The organism is Chitinophaga sp. YR573, assembly GCF_900110995.1.
Classification (GTDB): Bacteria; Bacteroidota; Bacteroidia; order Chitinophagales; family Chitinophagaceae; genus Chitinophaga.
Window position 1 is genome coordinate 4,650,442 of sequence record NZ_FOJF01000001.1, and the last position, 20,023, is coordinate 4,670,464.

Below are 20,023 nucleotides of genomic sequence, written 5' to 3' on the forward strand. Positions count from 1 at the left end.
AAAAGGGTGTCTCACATGAGACACCCTTTTCCGTTTAGCTAAAGCCAGTCTGTTATGATACTTTTAGTTTGCTTGTGTATTTCTTTCTGAACTTTGATAATTTAGGATTGATAACCGCTGCGCAATATCCGTTACCGGGATTGTTGCGGTAATAATTCTGATGATACGCCTCTGCTTTATAGAAGGTATCCAGCGGCTGGATATCTGTTACGATCGGATCATCATAAGATTGTTTTACATCAGCTACCACTTTATCAATCGTTGCTTTTTCCTCTTCGTTATTGTAGAAGATAGCAGAACGGTACTGTGTACCAACATCTGCACCCTGTCTGTTTAACGTAGTAGGATTATGCGTAGTAAGGTGGATCTCAAGAATATCTTCCAGCGAGATCACATTGGGGTCGTAGGTCACTTTTACTACTTCTGCATGGCCGGTTTTGCCGGTACATACCTGTTCGTAAGTAGGTGATGGCTGCGCTCCGTTAGCGTATCCGCTTTCCACTTTTGTTACGCCTTCTACTTCCTGGAATACAGCTTCTGTACACCAGAAACAACCGCCGCCCAGTACAATACTGGCTTCCTTGCTACCGGATTCCTGTTTTACCAGGGCTTCGGAGTTCATGCAGTAACGCAGACCGGAAGGAGCAGGACCGTCAGGGAATACGTGGCCCAAATGGGCATCACATACACTACAGAGGGTTTCTATCCTTACCATGCCATAGGCAGTATCCTGATGATAAGAGATCGCATTTTCAGCTATTGGCTGTGTGAAACTGGGCCAGCCTGAATTGGATTCAAATTTCTCACCACTGTCAAAAAGCAGGTTCCCACAGCAAACGCAGGAGTAGCGTCCCGGGCCGAAAGCGCTGCAGAGTTCCCCGGAAAAGGGTCTTTCTGTCCCTTTCAGACGCGTGATACGGAACTGATCAGGTGTCAGGATGGCTTTCCATTCCTGCTCTGTTTTTTCTACCCTCCTTGGTGGTGTCAGGTTCCCGTCACGACTGAGTTTTAAGATATCTGTCCAGTTCATACTTTTTTTTCATACATGCTCAATAGCCATGCCGTAACTTAATTTGCGACAAAATGCCGTTGCAACATAAATTAAGTTACTTTTTGTCAGCCTCTTTTGCCGCAGTCTCGATAATAGCTGCCACTTCCTTAGGTTTGGAGATGAAGATAACATGACTGCCATTCAACTCGGTTACCTTAGTGCCGGAGCGTTTGTACATCTTTCTTTCCGTATCCGGACTGATGCTTTTGTCGGCAGTGGCTACAATACCCCAGGAAGGCTTTGTTTTCCATGCGGCCTGACTAACAGGCGTTCCGAAACCTTTAGCGCCCAGAGGACCCTGGGAAGCGAACATAAAGTCTGCTTTTTCTTTACTAAGGTCCGCACAGAAGCCTGCGTGGAATTTGGCCTTGTCATAGTAAACAAATCCTGCTGCATCCGGATTCAGAATGCCATTTTCAGGAGCAGGGGGTGCTTCCATTGCCCATTTTAAGGTCGTTTCTCCGGCATCTGGCTGAAATGCAGCTACATATACCAGTCCGGCCACTTTAGGTGAATTACCGGCCTCTGTGATGACAGTACCACCCCATGAATGCCCTACCAGTATAACCGGTCCTTCCTGTTTGTCGAGGGCACGGTTAACAGCTGTTACATCATCTTCCAGGGATGTGAGCGGATTTTGTACGATTGTAACGTTGTAACCTTTTTTGCTAAGGATATTATACACTCCTTCCCAGCCGGAACCGTCGGCAAAAGCGCCATGAACCAGTACGATGTTTTTTACACCCTGGGCGAAAGTTGTATTCAGGGTAAGCATGCAGGCAAAGAGCACTGCGACAAGATGAAATTTTTTCATTATCATATAGAATTGTTGTTTGCAAAACTAGTGTTGGCCACCTGTAATTGCAATTGATGAATAGGGGTTTATGTTGTATATTTTACTTAAGCTAAATTGAAAACAGATTTAGTAATATCCAAAAATAGTTGGAAATTGTTCTATAACACGTTTAAATATGAAAAAAGTAACGGGTCTTGGCGGCGTATTTTTTAAATGCGATAATCCGCAGGGTATGAACGAATGGTACGCCAAAAACCTCGGATTGGCTACCAGCGAATACGGAGCAACGTTTGAATGGCGGCAGGCCGATGATCCGTCGAAAAAAGGGTCCACAGCCTGGTGTACGTTTCCGCAGGATACCCAATATTTCAATCCGTCAGCCAAGCCATTTATGATTAATTACCGGGTGGAAAATCTCGTTGCGCTGGTAGATGAATTAAAAAAGGAAAACGTGACCATTATTGACGAGATTTCGGAATATGAATATGGCAAATTTATCCATGTGCTGGATCCGGAAGGGAATGTTATTGAGCTTTGGGAACCCAAAGATGATTTGGATCAGGATAAAGAAGGGTAAACCATAGTTAAATTATAAAAAATCCCCCCTAATTTAATCAGGGGGGATTTTTATTTAAATATGTTAATACTTAATCACTTTCCTGTTAATCACTTCTTTCCCAACCGTTACCTGTATAACATACACACCAGCTGGTAATTTAGACAGGTTAACCAGCTGTCCGTTATTAATACGCTGTAAAGGAAGTACTTCTGTACCGGATATATTATACACCCGGACAAACAGTTTATCCTCTTTCGTATTATTTACCCTGATGTTAACATTATTCGCGAAAGGATTAGGATCTATACCCAGCGATAAAGTAGAAGAAGGTAGTGCCAATGGTGCAGCAACAGCCACTGCTGGCGCAGCTACAGCCGCAGAACTATACAACTGGTTCTTTGGAACTACTTCTCTTGACTGCGAAGCACTGGACCATTCCAGTTTAGCATTCGCTCCACCATAATTCTCAAAGTAATCCACTCTGATATCATATCTCTGCCCTGCAGTTAGTGTAATTGTACCGGAATAGGCAGTGCCCCAGTCATCAATCCATTTATCAATTACTAACTGATTATTGATCCATAATCTTCTTCCGTTATCTGAAGTCAGGTAGAAAGTATATGTCTCAGAATATTTAGGTTGAATCTGTCCTGTCCATCTTACAGAGAAAGCATCCGCCTGTAAAACAGGATCAGGAGAACCGTCGCCCCAGTTGAAATTAATGGTATTATCCTTCCTGGTGAATACCGGTGTCTCGAAATTCATACCATTGAAGTAGTTGCCGGTAAGACCGTCACCGGTACCAGGAACTAAATTGCCCGGCGTGAAGTTCCATTGTCCGTTAGCCTGATTGGTATTAGACCATTGATGTACCAGTCCGCCACCGCTAACACCTGTAACTTCCAGTACTTTCGCACTATGTGAAGCGATCAGTTTATAATAGCCGTCGCCGGTAGCCACCACTATAAAGTTCTGATGTGGTTGTGCCGGATCATGGTAAGGATACTGGATCACATTAGCGCCATTATCAAGGGACACATTGTTTACATCCAGCGATTTGCCACTATGCACCGCCAGGATTTTATAATTACCATCTCCCAGATGTGTGAAGGTGAACTTCTGGTTATTGTTACCATTGTACTCTGAATGGATAACACTGGCACCATCTGCAGTAGAAGCAGCGTTTACATCCATCATCAATCCGCTGGCCCTGTTTTTCAGGAAATAAATACCGGCTAAATTGGTGACACCATTAGGACGAACACGTATAGATGTTGTTTTATCCTGTAAAGCAGAAGTGGCTATACAGGTGTTATTAGCTGTAATCTCTAATGTTGTGCCTGTGAAATTATCATCCGCATATAGAATGATTTTATATCCTTCTGCTACAGATAAAGAAGAGATATCATCATCCTTAATACCTAATGCTTTCATCTGAGTAAGGGTATAATCACCCAGGCCTAAACTTACAGGATTACCACTGAAACCACAATCACTATACGTAATAACAGGATTATTCGTACTGCGTGGTAAGGCGGTGAACTGCCATGTACCCGGTGCTACTTTAAACTGTACGTATTTATCATCTTCCTGGTAAAAAGTTACTCCGGAAACACTGCCTACAGTAGTACCATTTCTCCATACAGTGGTGGTACCTACCTGTATTTCAGAAGTAAGCGTAGAGAGTACATCTTTAGGAATACCTACAATAGCCGTACTGCCCGAAGGAGACGATATGGTCTGCGTGAAGCTGGTCGTATTGTTGGTAAAAGAAGCGGTGATATTTCCTTTTACAGTAGGTACAGTACCAGAGAAAGTAGTTAAACCACCATGCTGCGGTAAGAAAGTAAATTCTGTAAAGGCAGCCTGTGTAGGTCTGATACCTAACAGGTAAGCGCTCATCAGGTAAAGCGGGCCGGCAGACCATGCATGGTCATTACTGCTGTAACCTGTGTTGTTGTTACTTTCAGTAAAATCTTCCCACAGGGTGGATGACCAGCTGTTGATCATGCCTGTGTACCGGCTTTTCATCCTGTTCACAGCTTCTTTACCATCCAGCTGGAAGAGCGCCTGTTCTATATACATCTCCTGGTAAGGACCAGCATCATACCTGTTTTTCAGCACACCTAATATCGCTGCCTTTTGTGATTCATCGGTAACCCCTGCAAGCAATGCCCAGGCGTTACTCCTGTCATCCATAACAGTGGATTTTGTACCGTTCTGATTATGGTATACATAAGCGCGGGCAGTGCTGTTCCAGAAGTAATTATTGAAGTTGTTTTTTACTTTAGTCTGTAAGCCCTGATAGTAAGATTTATCAGTAGCTTGTCCTAAGAGGTCTGCAGTGTTGATAGCAGTTTCAAGGACATTAATGTAAAGGGCATTGAAGATAGTATTGGCATTGCCTATATCCATAGAACCCATATTAGTACCCCAGTCTATCCAGTTCCATGCATCGGTTTGTAATACCAGCATCCCATCGCTGTTACAACTGGCTACGCAGAACTGGATATATTTTTTCAGCTGTGGATAGATTTCCTGTAACAGGGCTTTATCACCTGTATACATATAGTATTTCCATAGCATGGCTACTGCTGCAAGGTTCTGATCCGGCAGGTGAAAACTGGTACCCGGAGCGGTAGTATACAAAGACCCGTTTGCCTTTTGTGTATTCATCAGTTCCCGGAAAGCCTTGCGGGGCAGTTTACTTACACTGGTGTCATAGGTATAAAGTGAATAGAGGATTTGTTCAGATACATCTCCCCACCATTGACCGCGTTCACGGTCGGGGCAGTCGTAGAACTGATCTCTCATACATATCCTGGACGTATTTTTGGCTTTGGTCCACAACGTATTAACGGCAGCATCAGAAGAAGAGAACTGACCTACCACTGCTGCATTGTAGCTGGTTTCACGGTATTTCAGTCCGAGGATTTGTACAGTACCAGTTACATTCGAGAACTGGTATTGAACAGTATGATCGCTGGAATTCTGCCAGGGTAAACATTCAAATTCCTGATCTCCTGCTTTGGTGATATATTCCTGCCAGTAATGTCTGTTCACTACTATTTTAATCTTCACACCGGCAGGTGCATTTACATGCAGGTAAGGACGTAACTGAATATTGATCCCTACAGTACCAGTGATAGTACCATCTGCGCTGATACTTGTTGGTAAAGAGGATTGGTTTTGATAATTGCTGAGATCATATTCTTTCCAGAAAGGAATGCCACGTGGCACAAGTCTGTTCCATGGAGCAACAGGAGGGAGGCCCTTTTTCACGGCAGCGGTCCATGATGCATCATTATAGGCGGCTGTAGTCCAGCCGCTTAGTTCATTAGCGGCATTATAGGAAACGGGGAATGCGATCCACTTATAATCCTGTCCGTTCAGAATTAACTGTGTGGTAGCACCAAAGGAAGGATGCACTTTATACTTCCAGGTATCATCAGACACCAGTACGGAACCTGCATCGAATAATAAGCCGCCATTACCCACAGCACGCTCTGAGTAACCATTCTGACCGCCTTTATACCATACCAGTACTGCAATGGTATTCTCGCCGGCCTGCAGGTACGGGGCAATGTCTACTTCATCATAATAGGTGTTCACGAGGTCCGGACGTATATCCAGTCCGCCGTCTTTCACCACCAGCTGATTATTTACATACAGCCAGTATTTATTCTCCGCTGCAATTTTAGTGATTGCAGTAGCCGGTTTCGCGGCTAAAGTCACCTTTTTACGAAAAGCGATCCAGGTATTGGCTGGTCCTGCGGCAGAAGACCAGATCCAGTTAGCCGTTCCCTCGGAAGGAGGAATAAGGCTGACGATAAAAGAAGTTACCTGGTCATTCCATTCGGCACCAATCCATGATGAGGATGCCGTAGCAGTAAAACTTTTTCCGGTAAAATTGTCATCTGCATAAAAAGTTACCAGATACCCGGTGGGTATGGTAAAGGAAGAGACGGCGTCATCCGGGAATCCGGCCGCATTCATATCTGCGAGCCTGTAATTACCGACGGGGAACGACACGGCAGTTCCTCCATAATTGACGTCAGAATAAAGTACGGCCTGAGCATTGGCGAGGTGGATCCCGCATAACATACAGATCAACAGGAACAAGTAATTCCTTACAAGTTTTGTGTGTTTCATTGGTTTGAGATTTGAGGGTTGATGATTATGAGAAAGGAGGTATAGGCTTCAACGTGAACTATAGTGCATAGGTTTTCATAAGGGAATTTTGATTACCTCAGAAAATTAAAAAGAATAAATGAACTAACTGTCCTTAGGTGTCTACGAATTCCCAGGCGCTTTTATAGGCATCTCCTTTCTCCGCATAAGTGATGAAATCTGCATAAAAAGGTAATTGAGAAAGCGTTCCGCTATCTCCGATCACTACCAGTTTTTTCCTGGCTCTGGTCATAGCTACATTCATACGACGGATATCCGAGAGGAAACCGATCTTACTTTCTGTATTACTACGCGTCATGCTGATGTAGACGATATCACGTTCCTGTCCCTGGAAACTGTCTATGGTATTTACAGAGATCTTATTTCCATATGCCTGTAAAACAGGGCTGTGCAGCAGTTGTTCTTTTAGTAAATAAATCTGTTGTTTATAGGGGGAGATCACCGCAATACTGGGGAAGTTCTCCGGTTGATAATGGGGTACGAGTTCAGCGACAAGTTGTGTTAAATGTTTGAATAAAAAGGCGGCTTCTTCCGGATTGGTGGTACTGGTGCCTTCTGTTTTTTCATCAAAGCCACAGCCTGCGGTATCTATGAATGCCAGGGGAATATCATCTGTAAAAAGTACATGATCTGCTACAGAGGCATGTGCCTTTAGCTGATCATTATAGAAAACAGCAGAAGAATAACCCATGATCATTTTATTCATGCGGTATTGTTCTTCCAGTAATGTAACAGCTTCCGGATGCAGGGCTACGCACTTTTCCAGTAGCGTGGTACTGAGTCCGTTCCTGGCAGCTTCATTTGATTTAACGGTAGGGGATAACTGGCAATGATCTCCTGCCAGTACTACTTTCTGTGCTTTCAGGATAGGGATCCAGCAGGCCGGTTCCAGGGCTTGTCCTGCTTCATCTATCACTACGGTATGGTATTTCAGTTTCCGCACGGTATGATGATTGGCGCCTACAAGGGTAGCTGTTATCACCTGTGCTTTGGTGAGAACGTCATCGATAATATACTGTTCTGTGTTTTCTACAGATTTCATGATGCTGCGGGCCTCATCGAAGAGTGCTTTACGCTGATCACGTTCTGCTTTGCCGAAGCTGCGTTTGTATTTATGTGCCATGTCCCGGAACTCATTGGCCTGTTTTTTCAGCTTCTTGATTTCCTTCATGCTGTTATGCTCAGCCATCTTACTGTCCAGGGTAAGGGACATTAACCTTTCAGATACACGGGCGGGGTTTCCCACACGGAGTACATTCAGGCCTTCATCAGAGAGTTTTTCGCTGAGCAGGTCCACGGCGGTATTGCTGGGTGCAACTACCAGAATCTGTTTATGGTCCTGTTTGATCAGGGCTTTGATGGCCTGTACCAGGGTAGTTGTTTTACCGGTGCCCGGAGGGCCATGTACAATCGCCAGCTCATTGGCTGCCAGGATCTTATTTACGGCATCCTGCTGGGATGCATTTAGTCTGGGAATAATAAAAGGGGGGATATCCGGCTGAAATCCGGGGGCTTTGCTGCCGGTGAGGATCTTTACCAGGCTGCTCTGTTCAATGATGGAATCCGCCTGTTTAAGGGCATTTTGCATCTCATCATAGCTATTATCATCGAAGAGCAGATCTATGCCCAGTTTGCCATCCCTGGACCACTCCGGCAGCTCATCTGTACGTAAGGTGATTTTGAGTTTATTCCCGCTCTGGTAGGAGATAGTGCCTTCTACCCGGTCTTTTTTCGGATCGTGATTGGAGAAAAGCACGGCAGATACGCCAAAGCGCAGCTGGTGATTAATATCCTGGTGGGTGGTACGTTCTACTTCAACGGTCAGGTAATCGCCCCGGCTCATTTCCGTGTCTTTGATGGCAATCGGATACCAGGTAAGTCCATTGGCCCTGCGATCTGCTACAGAGGATGTTTCGGTAATTTGCCGGTAAGATTCCCTATCCTCTTCCCGCTCCATTTTCATCAGATCAAGCAGCTTTTTGAAATACTCCATCGGGCAAAGATAATAAAGCATGGCTAAAGCATACCTCCTTCCTGTCTCCTTCCTGTCTCCGTCCTCTCTCCTTCCTGTCTCCGTCCTGTCTGAAGCATGGATAGATCTAAAGAGATCATTTATATACGCTTTGTATATACCTTTACAGCAATTTAGGAGCACTTTAGAGCAATTGCCACTATCTTATTGAAGTATAAATAAGTATTTTACAGGATATATGAGTCTATTACAGGTATCAGGGGTCAGGAAACTACAGCAGGGAGCTTTAATATTAAAGGATACAAGCCTTACACAAAAGAAGTTTCAGAAAGTCGCTATAGCAGGAGAAACCGGCTCAGGGAAAAGTACCCTGATGAAAATTATCGGGGGCCTGGTACAGGCAGACGGGGGAGAGGTATTATTTGAAAACGTGCGGGTAAAAGGACCGGAAGAGGTATTATTGCCAGGGCATCCTGGTATTGCCTATCTGTCCCAGCATTTTGAATTGCGTAATCATTACAGGGTAGAGGAATTACTCGCCTATTCCAATAAATTATCAGAAGAGGAAGCGGATAAAATTTATGAAGTATGCCGGATCATGCCTCTTATGAAAAGAAAGAACGACCAGCTATCCGGTGGGGAAAAACAGCGTATTGCGCTGGCAAAGCTGCTCATCACTTCTCCCAGGTTATTACTGTTGGATGAACCTTTCTCCAACCTGGATATGATCCATAAAAACATCTTAAAGTCTATCATTTACGATCTGGGAGAGAAGCTGGAAATCACCTGTATGCTGATTTCTCACGATGCCCAGGATATCCTTTCATGGGCAGATGAAGTGCTGATTATGCAGGACGGAGCAATCATCCAGAGAGGGACTCCTAAGCAGGTGTATAATGAACCGGTGAACGAATACACAGCAGCCTTATTTGGCAAATATAACCTCATTGATAATGCCTTTATCAGACCGGAAAGATTTAAAATAGTTGAAAAGGGAGCGTTAAAAGGTAAGGTAGATAAAGTACTGTATTTCGGTAGTTACTATGAACTGGATATCAAACTCTCTGATAAGATGATTACTATCAGAACCCAGGATAATCATATTAAAAAAGGAGATACGGTAAATTTAAATTTAGTTTAATTTTTGGGTGCAGGGCGAAGCCCTGCAAAACCCCTTGATTAACTGATTTGTAAAAGATATTATATGCGCATATATTTGTATCCCTCTCATAAATAGGCTAAACATATGTTTTCAAATAAAGCGCGGAATGTTATATTATTATCAGTAATCGCTGCTCTTCTTTTTATCCCGTTCCTTGGCAGGGTACATCTGTTCGACTGGGATGAAATAAATTTTGCAGAGTGTTCAAGAGAAATGCTCAAGCTGGGAGACTACACACGCATTTATGTAAACTTTAAGCCGTTCTGGGAAAAACCTCCCATGTTCTTCTGGATGCAAAGTTTGTCGATGAAGGTTTTTGGTGTTACAGAATTTGCAGCCCGTTTTCCCAATGCGCTCTGTGGCATAGTTACCCTGGTTGTGGTTTTCCTCTGCGGACAAAGAATCTACGATAAGAAGTTTGGTATCCTGTGGGCGCTTGCTTATGGAGGTTCCCTTTTCCCTAATATGTATTTCAAATCAGGTATCATCGATCCCTGGTTTAACCTTTTCATTTTTCTCTCTTTATATTTCTTCATTTTATATAACTGGAAAAGGAATGGATTTGATAAAGAAGGACTGAAGAAGACGTCTTTACCATATGTGATATGGTCGGGAATATTTATGGGGCTTGCCGTTCTAACAAAAGGGCAGGTAGCATTGATGGTCTTTCTGATGGTACTGGGAGTTTATTTTATTTATAACAGGTTCAGGTTTTACTTTAACTGGGGACATGCACTGTTATTTCTGGTAGTAGCATCCCTGATTACCCTTTCCTGGTATGGGTATGAAACGGCTAAAAACGGTCCCTGGTTCATCACCGAATTCTTAAAATATCAATACCGCCTCTTTACCACACATGATGCCGGACAGGAAGGTTTCTGGGGATATCATTATGTAGTGTTGCTGATAGGATGTTTTCCGGCTTCGCTGTTTGCTATTCCTTCTTTTTTCAAAACACCATCCAGTAGCCGGTACGACAGGGATTTCAAGATCTGGATGCTCATTCTTTTCTGGGTAGTGACATTACTGTTTACGATCGTACAGTCACGTATTATCCATTATTCTTCTCTTGCGTGGTTCCCTGTTACATTTCTTGCTGCTTATTCATTTTACAAATGGGACAGGAAAGAAATGGGCTATAAGAAATATGCAGGCATATTTGCAGTAGTGATGGGAGCTATCGTCTCATTATTACTACTGGCGGTACCTCTTATCGGATTAAATATCTCGAAACTGGCCCCTTATGTGAAAGATAAATTTGCCCAGGCAAACATGGAAGCGGATGTGAAATGGACCGGTATCGAAGGAATTGCAGGTACAATCATGGTGATCACTATTATCGTAGGGCTGAGATTCCTGAAAAAGAAAGAATACTATAAATCTGCATGGACCTGGTTTACCGGAACGGCCCTTGTTATTTTCTTTGCTGCTGCCATGATTGTTCCCAAAGTAGAGCGGTATTCTCAGGGAGCTGCGATTGATTTCCTGATCCAGCGCCAGGGAGAAGATTGTTATGTGAATACATTGGGCTACTGGAGTTATGCGCCCTTTTTCTATACGATGAAAGAAAAGCCAGCGAATGCAAATGCATATGAGGAACAATGGCTGCTTTCAGGGGATATTGATAAACCAGTTTACTTTGTTACAAAGATCGACAAGATCGATAATTATAAACAATACACAGATCTGAAAGAACTATACAGAAAGAATGGGTTTGTTTTCCTGAAAAGGGAAGTACCTCATCCAAAGCTTCCGTAGGAATGAAATATATGACTCAGTTTGATTTATTTTAATTTTTTTGTGATAGTGCTTCGCACCATCACAAAAAAATTGAAGGGGTTTTGCAGGGCGAAGCCCTGCACCCAAAAATCAAATAAAAAAAGGCTCCTTCCGGAGCCTTTTTTTATTTGATATATTTATTATTTCTTTTTGGAATTCCCTGATAAGAAGCGAAGTATTTTACTGACGATCTTATCATTGGCACCAAGTCTTCCCTTGATTTCCGTATAAATTGCCACCATGGTATTATCCAGCTTCACCATAAACTTTTTCTTTCCTTCACCAGGTCTTACCATATAGTGGGTTGCCCTGCGGAAAGGTTGAGCTTCTTCAGTATAGTAATATAAAGCAATAGACCTTCTGAAAACATCCTCAGGACAGGTAGTTGGTTCCGGATGACCGTGATAGGAATCAGCGTCTGTATTGAAGATTACGCAACGGTTAAACACTGGTAATACTTTTCTCTCACAGGCTTTCATCTGCGTATCCCATAACTCCAGTTTACCACCCCATTCTTCTTCCCAGTCTTTGTTCAGATAAACAAGTACGTTCACACGTCTTTGCCAGTGGCGGTGATGCGGATGTACCGTGAAGTCTGCATGAATGTTGAGATACCCGTTCCTTTTAGACTGATGGATACCTCCGCCTTCCAGCAGATCATCTTTCATCAGACCTTTTATGCCGGTAAGAGTACTCAGGAACTCAAGAAATGCAGGTGAATTTAATTCGTTAATAGTACTTTTTATGGTTGCCGGTAATGCATCCAGCTTATTCAACCCTGCTTTTTTCTCGTTGTAGTGGACATAATTTATCCAGCCATCGGCTTCATTGAGTTTATTAAACTCATCCACACATTTATTCAATACTTCCGGATCAAGGAAGTTTTCCAGTACAATATGAGGATAAGGGCTCGCTTGCTGGTATTCGCTACTCAAAGTTGGTAGCTGGCCATTCCATTTATCGTAATTAAATAACTGGGCTGGCTGAGGAGTTGCAACTGTAGTATTCACTTTTGACGTTTAAATTTATAACAATTTACAACAATTTATAATTGCTTAATTATTTCGTCTGTGCGGCTGCACTGCCAAACACTGTTTTTAACAGGTCTGTAACACGGGCAGCAGGATCTTTACGGATTTTTTGCTCTTCCAGTCCTACTTCCAGGAAAATACCCGCTACGGCCTTCTCTGTTACATAAGAGGAGAGGTCGGTGTTTACAGGGGTAGAAGAGAACTTGTTATACAGGGAGAAAACATCTCCCCAATACTTGGTAGCATCCACTTTCTTCAGCGCTTCAGCGATTACCGGGCGGAAAGCATTGGTAAGATCAGCCGTGGTCTTCTGTTTAAAGAAGTTGGTAGCTGCAAAATCGCCCCCTTTCAGGATACCAACGGCATCGGTGATGCTCATCTGTTTGATAGCGTTTACGAAGATAGGAGTGGCTGATTTAGCTGCTTCTTCTGCACCACGGTTCATGGCCAGTACTGCCTTATCTACCACACTACCCATGCCTACATTACGTAAGGTAGACTCTACTTTCTGAGCCTCTGGTGGCATCAGGATCTTCAGCGCAGCATTGGCAAAGAACCCGTTAACGGCAGAAAGGCGGTTGGCGCTGTTCTGTGTACCTATCGTTAAGGCCTCTTTTAAAGCAGCGGCAATCTGTGTGGTATTGTTCTGCCCACCCACCGTAGTTGGCAGGCTGTTGAGGATCTGCTGAGAGGTCTCACAGCTGGTTAAAAGCAGAGAAATGAGCAAACATGAGAAAAAACCGGTTTTCATAATAACATATATTACATTACATAATGACAATGTTTGGCAAATATAGGCGTTACTTTTCGTAGTTTACCTTAGCTTTGCGCAAAAAATGGCATTTTCATCACTTGGATTATCTGCACCTTTACTTCAGGCTATCAGGGAACATAAATACAAAGACCCTTACCCGGTGCAGGAACAAGCTATACCTGCCATCATCAGCGGAAAAGATATTTTAGGGATCTCCAAAACAGGGTCGGGTAAAACCGCCGGTTACGTGCTGCCTATCCTGGAATTATTCCAGCTCAGGTCCAGTAAAGGAGACCGCCACATAGGCGCCCTTGTGATCGTTCCTACCAGGGAACTGGCCATTCAGGTGAATGACGTGTTCAAAACCTTCAGCAAACATCTTCCTCAGACGATAAAGACTACCGCGGTATTTGGTGGAGTATCCATCAATCCGCAGATGATAGCAGTGCGTCATACCGATGTACTGATTGCTACTCCGGGGCGTTTATTAGACCTTATAGATTCTAAAGCAGTGCATATCTCCAGGGCAGACATATTAGTGCTGGATGAAGCGGATAAGATGCTGAACCTGGGCTTTAAGGAGGAAATGGATAAGATTATGGCCCTGTTACCGGAGAAGCGCCAGAATATCCTGTTTTCTGCTACATTAAACAATGATATCAATGATATACAGTTACAGTTACTGCATGAGCCTGTAAAGATCGAGATCGTTGACGAGGAGAGTGGAAGCAATATTGACCAGATCTCTCAGCTGGCGTATAATGTGACCCTTGAAAGAAAAGGCCCTTTCCTCAGATACCTTATCAAAAGTGAGAATATGGAGCAGGTGCTGGTATTTACTTCTGCTATCCGCTCTGCAGAGAACCTGGTAGGTAAGCTGAATAAAAACGGTGTGCAGGCAGCAGCATTTCACGGAGATTTGAGTCAGGGTACAAGAGTGGACAACCTGCGTATGTTTAAAGAAGGCAGATTACGTGTGCTGGTAGCTACTGATTTAGCCGCCAGAGGTATTGATATCAAGGACTTACCGGTGGTGATCAATTTTGAATTACCCCGTTCCCCTAAAGATTATGTACACAGGATAGGCCGTACCGGCAGGGCAGATGCGAACGGAACAGCTATTTCGCTGTTATGTGAAGATGATCAGCATCATTTTAAAATTATCCAGAAGAAGATGGGTAAGAAAGTAGAGATCAAAGAAAGCGCTGAGATAGATCTGCACGGCTTTTGATTGAAATATCCTATAAAGTGATTGCTCCGTCCTAACATTTTTTTTATTCACTTTAGATCTTTACAAATATCTAAAGTGAATAAAATATGTACTTCTTTTTGTTTTTCCATTCTTTATTAAGATGGCTGGTTTTAATCAGTTTATTATACGCTATTTACAGGGCATATACCGGTTATACATCCAATAGCGCCTTTACTCCCAGAGATAATGCAGCCAGGCACTGGACGGCTACCATTGCACAAATCCAGATGTTACTGGGTATTTTGTTATATACCCAAAGTGCTCTTATCAAATATTTCTGGAGAAATTTCAGTGAGGCCATTCATCAGCAGGAAATTACTTTCTTCGCACTGATGCATATCATCCTTATGGTGATCGCTACTGTTACACTTACTGTAGGTTCCGCGACGGCTAAGAGAAAAGAAACAGATGAAGAGAAGTTTAAAACGATGTTAATCTGGTTTATTATCGCGCTCATTATCATATTTATTGCCATCCCCTGGCCATTCTCTCCGTTAGCTAACAGACCCTGGCTCAGAGCAGTTTTTTAGACATGGTGATATCATCCCCTTCTTCCTTTATAACAAAACCGTACTTTTTAAACAGGTTGATAGCAGCAGACATACTTCGTGCAGTTTGCAGGCAAACTTCTTTAAAATGCAGTTTAACAGCCTTTTGTAATGCTTTTTTCAGCAGCAGGTCTCCTAGTTTCAGACCGCGGTAGTTACTGTCGATGTACATCTTTTTCAGCCAGCAGGTATTATTATCTGCCTTTTGTAATGCGACTGTTCCAATGATGTCACTGTCGAAGGTTTCTATGACTTCAAAGGTGCCTCCTTTGCGGGTATAGTTTGCCTCGATATTTGCGAGGTCGCTTTCATACGTATCAGGGGCGTACACGTAATTGAATTCGGGCAGGGTCCTTTTTACAAGGTCTATTATTTTATCCCTGTCCCTGTTGGTCGCTGTTCGGATGATAAAACTCTTATCCATTAGCAGGGGGTAAATTTGGGTACAATGCAAAAGTAATCAGTTCTTTTGTGGGAGCTTTATTTTATTTACCCGATGGCAAATGTTATTGATTTTTGTTAAAATTTAAAAAATAACAATACTTATAAATGATAGTTAGAGACTTCTATCAGATTCTGATCCGGGTCCCGGAAATATACAGAGGATATTTTCCCTGTGGCGCCGGTCCTTTCTACAATCCCTTCTATCACCGGGATATTTTTACTGCGCAGTTCTTCCAGTACTTTCTCAACAGGAGTATCTGAGATAAAACATAAATCGGCAGAACCCGGTGTGGGGGTATCTGCTTTAGGCTCAAATTCTTTCCCTTTCTGATGCAGGTTTATCTTCTGCTGATTAAATAACAGGGCCTTCCTTCCAGCACCGAAGGTGATGATTGTCATGCCTAAAACATGCGAATAGAATTCGCATGTTTTGTCAATATCCTGCACAGTTAAAACCAGGTGATCTAATCTGTTTATTATCATTATTCAGAGAGTTTTGCTATCAGAGCAGACAATGTATTCATCCCCCAATGCTCAAAATACCTGCCATTTTTTACAGTAACAATATCGATCACATCTATTGTTATTTTTTGTCCTGTAGGAGGGATGCCCATTAAAGGACCGGTATGTATACCTGTAATAGCTTTGCGGGTAGTAACTTTATCTCCTTCGGCTATCTGGTCGTAGATAGTTACTTTGATGTCGGAGAAGGCAGGTCTTAATATTTCTTCGAACATATACCGCATACCTGCCGGGCCATTATTCATACCTTCCCGGGCGGTGTGATTGATGAAGTTATCATCCATCAGTTCTTTAAAACTTTCCTGGTTTCCCTGTTCAATTACTTCTTTGTTGAAGCGTAATACAACTGTTTTGTTATTGTTTTCCATAAGGCAAAATTAGGGATGCCCTGTACTTTACAGTTATAGCTACCTGTTCAAAAATTATTGCCGGGCGGTCAGATTTTGTTCCTGATATTCTTTAGGGGAAATACCGAATTGCTGTTTGAAAGATTTGGAGAAGCTGGAATGATTCTCATAACCTACTTTCTGGTATACATCACTGGGTTTTTCTCCTGGCTGCTGTAACAGGCGTGCTGCTAATTGCAGCTTTTGTTCCACTAGCCATTTCTGCGGAGAAAGGCCATAGATATTATTAAAGCGTCTCTGGAATGTAGACAGACTGGCATTACAAAGGAAGGCCAGTTCTTCTACTGTAATATGATTAGCGATATTTGTTTCTACTACCTGTCTTAGTGCAAGATCTTTGCTGTCACTGGTATTATTCAGTCTGAAAGAAGCAATGGCATCGGGGTTTGTCTCAAAGAGGTATACCATCAGTTCTTCTGCTTTTAATAATCGCAGTTCAGGTGATAATTCTGCTCTTGACTGAAGTAGTAAATCCAGCGAAGAGATATAATTCCTGATAAAAGTATCTTTCTTAAATGTCAGAGAAGGCAGTCCTTTCTGTTTTCCGGCCCGGCTGATAAGGTCAGCATATTTCACATAAAAGTCGGCCATTAATTTATTGCTGAAATAAATGATGATACTATGAAATTTACCTTCTCCTGAAAGTACTTCTGTTGTTAAACAATTCCCGCATGAGAGCAGCAGAATTTCATCTTCATGAACGGTGGTTTTATTATCAGTATAGGAAATTGTTTTTTGCCCTTCTATCAGCAGGTTGATCATATTCTTATGTAGGATGATCTTGTTTTTCACAGTATTGGTACCGGATGTATACCGTTTGATGATGACATCACTATCAGGGTCTGTTTTCCCTGGTAGCAGGTCTTGCGGCAGGTTGATTACTTTCATATAAATTAGTTATTACCTATTCTGAAACATCTCATGCTGATGGCAGAAAATACTTCTTCATAAGTATAATGGATCTCTTCATTTTTATCAGCTAAAGCGATGCTGTATAACATGGGGATATAATGATCTGTAGTAGGTACTGCGCGGTTAGCAATCTTCCCTAAATTATTATAATAAAACAGGCTGCCGAAGTCTCTTTCATTAATCCTCCCTTTCACCCATTCGTCAAATTCAATAGCCCAGGAGTAGGGTTTATTCCTTGAAAAAACACCCTTTAACAAACTCAGTTCCAGGTTATGTACAATATTCCCGCTACCGATAATCAATACCCCTTTATCCCGTAAAGGCTTCAGGTGTTGGGCAAGGTTCCAGTGATAATCCAGCCGCTGACTTATTGGAATGCTTAATTCCATGACGGGGATATTCCCTTCAGGTGCTATATGCCTTAAAATGGCCCAGGCTCCATGATCAAGATCATTGCTGTCATCTACTTCCACCTTCTCCGATAACTGCGGAATAACCTTACTAAAAGCCGTAGCGCCGGATACATTATAATAAGGGCAGTTGAAATGTTCCGGAACTTTCAGATAAGAAGCCTCGGCAGTGAGATAATGCCCGGATATAATCAATATGGCGGATGGCTTACGGGTAAGATCATCCCCCATCTTTTTCAGACTCTGTGTAAAAGGATTATCCCTGAACGCATTTTCCGGGTCACCATGGCCTACAAAGAAAACAGGCATTTTCTCCGTTGGCTGGAATACACCGGGCAGGTTCAGTAACCGCTCTATCTGTGATGAGTAGGGAATGAACGGCAGTAATGCCGCCATTTTGATAAATGATTTCCTTTCCATTGGTGATGCTGATTATCTGTTCTTTGTTCGCAAATCGCGAACAAAGAACAAAATTAAGGAATAGCATAAGGAATTCACAATTTCATAACCTACATCCCTCAATCCAATCTGTACTTTTGCGGTATATGGATGGGGCCAAAACAGAAATATCTTTACTCCATGATCTTGCCGGCGGAAATTTTGCTGCCTTTGAAACATTGTATCATCAGTACAAGCAGGTTGTGTATGCCAATATCTATAAGATGGTAAGGCAGCCGGAAGCCGCAGAAGATATTTTGCAGGAAGTGTTTCTGGCCCTCTGGCAGAACCGTCAGAAGGTGCACCAGGATAAATCAGTAGCAGGATGGCTTTTTGTGGTGAGCTATAATAAGGCCGCTACTTATCTGAAACAGCAGTTAAAATCAGCTATTATACTGGATGAATACCCTGAAAACCTTCCACAGGAAGAACAGGACGATGATGAACTGTATCATATACAGTTGTCTATAGTAGAAGATGCTATTAACCATTTACCCGCCCGTAAGAAAGAAGTATTCCGTTTATGCCGTCTGGAAGGCCGGCCCTATGAAGAAGTAGCAGAAATAGTAGGTATCTCGGTGCCATCCGTAAAAGATTACCTGAAGCAATCCACACGTTTTATTAAAAGATATGTACAGGGGGAATATACTACCGCCTCTGGTCTTACCACTTTATCCCTGCTGATCATTTTCCTGGAGAATTACTGAGTTAACAATCTGGTAACATTAGAATCATCCCCTTTCACTCCCTCTTGGAGTATTTACTCTTGAATCATGGAAGATATCCAACATCTCATAGAAAAGTTCTGGGCAGGTAAGATTACCCCAGCAGAAAAACAGCAATTGTTCGAATATATGAACAATGATGCTGCGTGGAAAGAATATATGGAGCAGGCATATGCTGACAGTCGGGAAGAACTGTTAAGCGAACCTGCCGGAGAAAGAGTGTTGCAGGGATTACGTGAACAGATAACAGTTCCTAAGAAGGTAAGCATTATACCTGTGTGGAGCCGCTGGGCAGCCGCTGCGATGATCATTATTATGGCAGGATGGGGATTCTTCTATATAAATAAAGATACACATCAGCTGGCGATACAAACAGCGCCTGTAAAGCAATTATTGCAGCACAGCAATACCGGCAGACATACGGAAATAATAGCACTGTCTGATGGTTCTGAAGTGCAGTTGCAACCAGGTAGTGTGATCAGTTATTATCCATCCTTTGATAGCCTGGAACGTAATATCTCATTAGAAGGGACGGCATTATTTAAAGTAGCAAAAGATCATCAACGTCCTTTCAGTGTTATCGCAAAAGGGTTTACTACTACAGCCCTGGGGACTGTCTTTTCTGTAAGTACCACACAATCGGATAAGTTATCTGTGAAACTGCTGGAAGGAAAGGTAGTTGTAAAGACCGCAAGAGGTAGTGATCTGGTGATGAAAGAAATGTATTTAACACCAGGACAGGAATTCGTTGTTAACATGGTACTGAAACAGTTTCATGTTGAGAATATTGCTCCGTCAAAAACGGTACAGGCAAGAGAGCATATCATCATCATGTCATTTAATAAATCGCACTTACAGGATGTATTTGCACAACTGGGCAACTATTATCATGTACAGTTTGATATAGATACGGTAGCAATAAAAGGATTGTCATTCACAGGAACATTTGAAAAATCAGACTCCCTGCAGGTGGTATTATCAGCCATATGCAATATGAATGATCTTACATTCAATAAAGAGGGAAGGAAAATAGTCATCAGCAAACAACAGTAAATCCGGATTTATAAGCA

Annotated in this window: 18 protein-coding genes; 7 read left to right on the top strand and 11 right to left on the bottom strand. The window is 42.6% G+C overall.

Features of this window, described 5'->3' with window-relative positions; translation table 11 throughout:
- Positions 1–52: 52 nt before the first annotated feature.
- Both BMW86_RS19380 and BMW86_RS19385 read right to left on the bottom strand, forming a co-directional pair.
- The gene (locus tag BMW86_RS19380; protein WP_089783359.1) at positions 53–1,030 is read right to left on the bottom strand and encodes a bifunctional methionine sulfoxide reductase B/A protein; all 978 of its coding nucleotides are present in this window, start codon (positions 1,028–1,030) and stop codon (positions 53–55) included.
- 76 nt (positions 1,031–1,106) lie between these two features.
- Positions 1,107–1,865, bottom strand: a complete 759-nt coding sequence (locus BMW86_RS19385) for an alpha/beta hydrolase (RefSeq protein WP_255372954.1) — start codon at positions 1,863–1,865, stop codon at positions 1,107–1,109.
- Positions 1,866–2,022: 157 nt separating this feature from the next.
- On the opposite strand from BMW86_RS19385, the gene BMW86_RS33210 reads away from it, so the two are divergent.
- The gene (locus BMW86_RS33210; protein WP_089783361.1) at positions 2,023–2,424 is read left to right on the top strand and encodes a VOC family protein; all 402 of its coding nucleotides are present in this window, start codon (positions 2,023–2,025) and stop codon (positions 2,422–2,424) included.
- Positions 2,425–2,487: 63 nt separating this feature from the next.
- Here BMW86_RS33210 and BMW86_RS19395 read toward each other — a convergent pair whose 3' ends face one another.
- Entirely contained in the window at positions 2,488–6,558 is a 4,071-nt protein-coding gene (locus tag BMW86_RS19395) for an alpha-L-rhamnosidase-related protein (protein ID WP_089783362.1), read from the bottom strand.
- Positions 6,559–6,691: 133 nt separating this feature from the next.
- Positions 6,692–8,590 carry an AAA domain-containing protein gene (locus BMW86_RS19400; protein WP_089783363.1) on the bottom strand — a complete coding sequence of 633 codons (1,899 nt, stop codon included), beginning with the start codon at positions 8,588–8,590 and terminating at the stop codon, positions 6,692–6,694.
- A 217-nt stretch (positions 8,591–8,807) separates the two neighbouring features.
- Here BMW86_RS19400 and BMW86_RS19405 point away from each other — a divergent pair, with 217 nt between their 5' ends.
- Together BMW86_RS19405 and BMW86_RS19410 are read left to right on the top strand one after the other, a co-directional pair.
- Complete coding sequence (locus BMW86_RS19405) at positions 8,808–9,710, top strand: ABC transporter ATP-binding protein (RefSeq protein ID WP_089783364.1); 903 nt, start codon at positions 8,808–8,810, stop codon at positions 9,708–9,710.
- A gap of 105 nt (positions 9,711–9,815) precedes the next feature.
- Positions 9,816–11,489 carry an ArnT family glycosyltransferase gene (locus BMW86_RS19410; RefSeq protein WP_089783365.1) on the top strand — a complete coding sequence of 558 codons (1,674 nt, stop codon included), beginning with the start codon at positions 9,816–9,818 and terminating at the stop codon, positions 11,487–11,489.
- A gap of 161 nt (positions 11,490–11,650) precedes the next feature.
- On the opposite strand, the gene BMW86_RS19415 is transcribed toward BMW86_RS19410, so the two are convergent.
- On the bottom strand, positions 11,651–12,520 hold the full coding sequence (locus tag BMW86_RS19415) for a 2OG-Fe(II) oxygenase (protein ID WP_089783366.1): 870 nt from the start codon (positions 12,518–12,520) through the stop codon (positions 11,651–11,653).
- A 49-nt stretch (positions 12,521–12,569) separates the two neighbouring features.
- Entirely contained in the window at positions 12,570–13,292 is a 723-nt protein-coding gene (locus BMW86_RS19420) for a DUF4197 domain-containing protein (protein WP_089783367.1), read from the bottom strand.
- Positions 13,293–13,377: 85 nt separating this feature from the next.
- On the opposite strand from BMW86_RS19420, the gene BMW86_RS19425 reads away from it, so the two are divergent.
- On the top strand, positions 13,378–14,526 hold the full coding sequence (locus BMW86_RS19425) for a DEAD/DEAH box helicase (RefSeq protein WP_089783368.1): 1,149 nt from the start codon (positions 13,378–13,380) through the stop codon (positions 14,524–14,526).
- Positions 14,527–14,612: 86 nt separating this feature from the next.
- Positions 14,613–15,077, top strand: coding sequence for a hypothetical protein (locus BMW86_RS19430; protein WP_089783369.1), 465 nt, complete (start codon positions 14,613–14,615; stop codon positions 15,075–15,077).
- Here BMW86_RS19430 and BMW86_RS19435 read toward each other — a convergent pair.
- The 5 genes from BMW86_RS19435 to BMW86_RS19455 all read right to left on the bottom strand — a co-directional run bounded on the left by BMW86_RS19435 (position 15,061) and on the right by BMW86_RS19455 (position 18,210).
- The gene (locus tag BMW86_RS19435; protein ID WP_089783370.1) at positions 15,061–15,519 is read right to left on the bottom strand and encodes a GNAT family N-acetyltransferase; all 459 of its coding nucleotides are present in this window, start codon (positions 15,517–15,519) and stop codon (positions 15,061–15,063) included. The two genes, BMW86_RS19430 and BMW86_RS19435, sit on opposite strands and share 17 nt — an antisense overlap.
- A 119-nt stretch (positions 15,520–15,638) precedes the next feature.
- Positions 15,639–16,022, bottom strand: a complete 384-nt coding sequence (locus BMW86_RS19440; protein WP_089783371.1) for a VOC family protein — start codon at positions 16,020–16,022, stop codon at positions 15,639–15,641.
- Complete coding sequence (locus BMW86_RS19445) at positions 16,022–16,429, bottom strand: ester cyclase (protein ID WP_089783372.1); 408 nt, start codon at positions 16,427–16,429, stop codon at positions 16,022–16,024. Before BMW86_RS19445 ends, BMW86_RS19440 begins: the two co-directional genes overlap by 1 nt.
- A gap of 54 nt (positions 16,430–16,483) precedes the next feature.
- On the bottom strand, positions 16,484–17,356 hold the full coding sequence (locus tag BMW86_RS19450; protein WP_089783373.1) for a helix-turn-helix domain-containing protein: 873 nt from the start codon (positions 17,354–17,356) through the stop codon (positions 16,484–16,486).
- Positions 17,357–17,361: 5 nt separating this feature from the next.
- The gene (locus BMW86_RS19455) at positions 17,362–18,210 is read right to left on the bottom strand and encodes a dioxygenase family protein (RefSeq protein ID WP_089783374.1); all 849 of its coding nucleotides are present in this window, start codon (positions 18,208–18,210) and stop codon (positions 17,362–17,364) included.
- Between the two features lie 125 nt (positions 18,211–18,335).
- Here BMW86_RS19455 and BMW86_RS19460 point away from each other — a divergent pair, with 125 nt between their 5' ends.
- The gene (locus tag BMW86_RS19460; protein ID WP_177189310.1) at positions 18,336–18,935 is read left to right on the top strand and encodes an RNA polymerase sigma factor; all 600 of its coding nucleotides are present in this window, start codon (positions 18,336–18,338) and stop codon (positions 18,933–18,935) included.
- Positions 18,936–19,001: 66 nt separating this feature from the next.
- Positions 19,002–20,006, top strand: a complete 1,005-nt coding sequence (locus tag BMW86_RS19465) for a FecR family protein (RefSeq protein WP_089783376.1) — start codon at positions 19,002–19,004, stop codon at positions 20,004–20,006.
- Positions 20,007–20,023 lie beyond the last annotated feature (17 nt).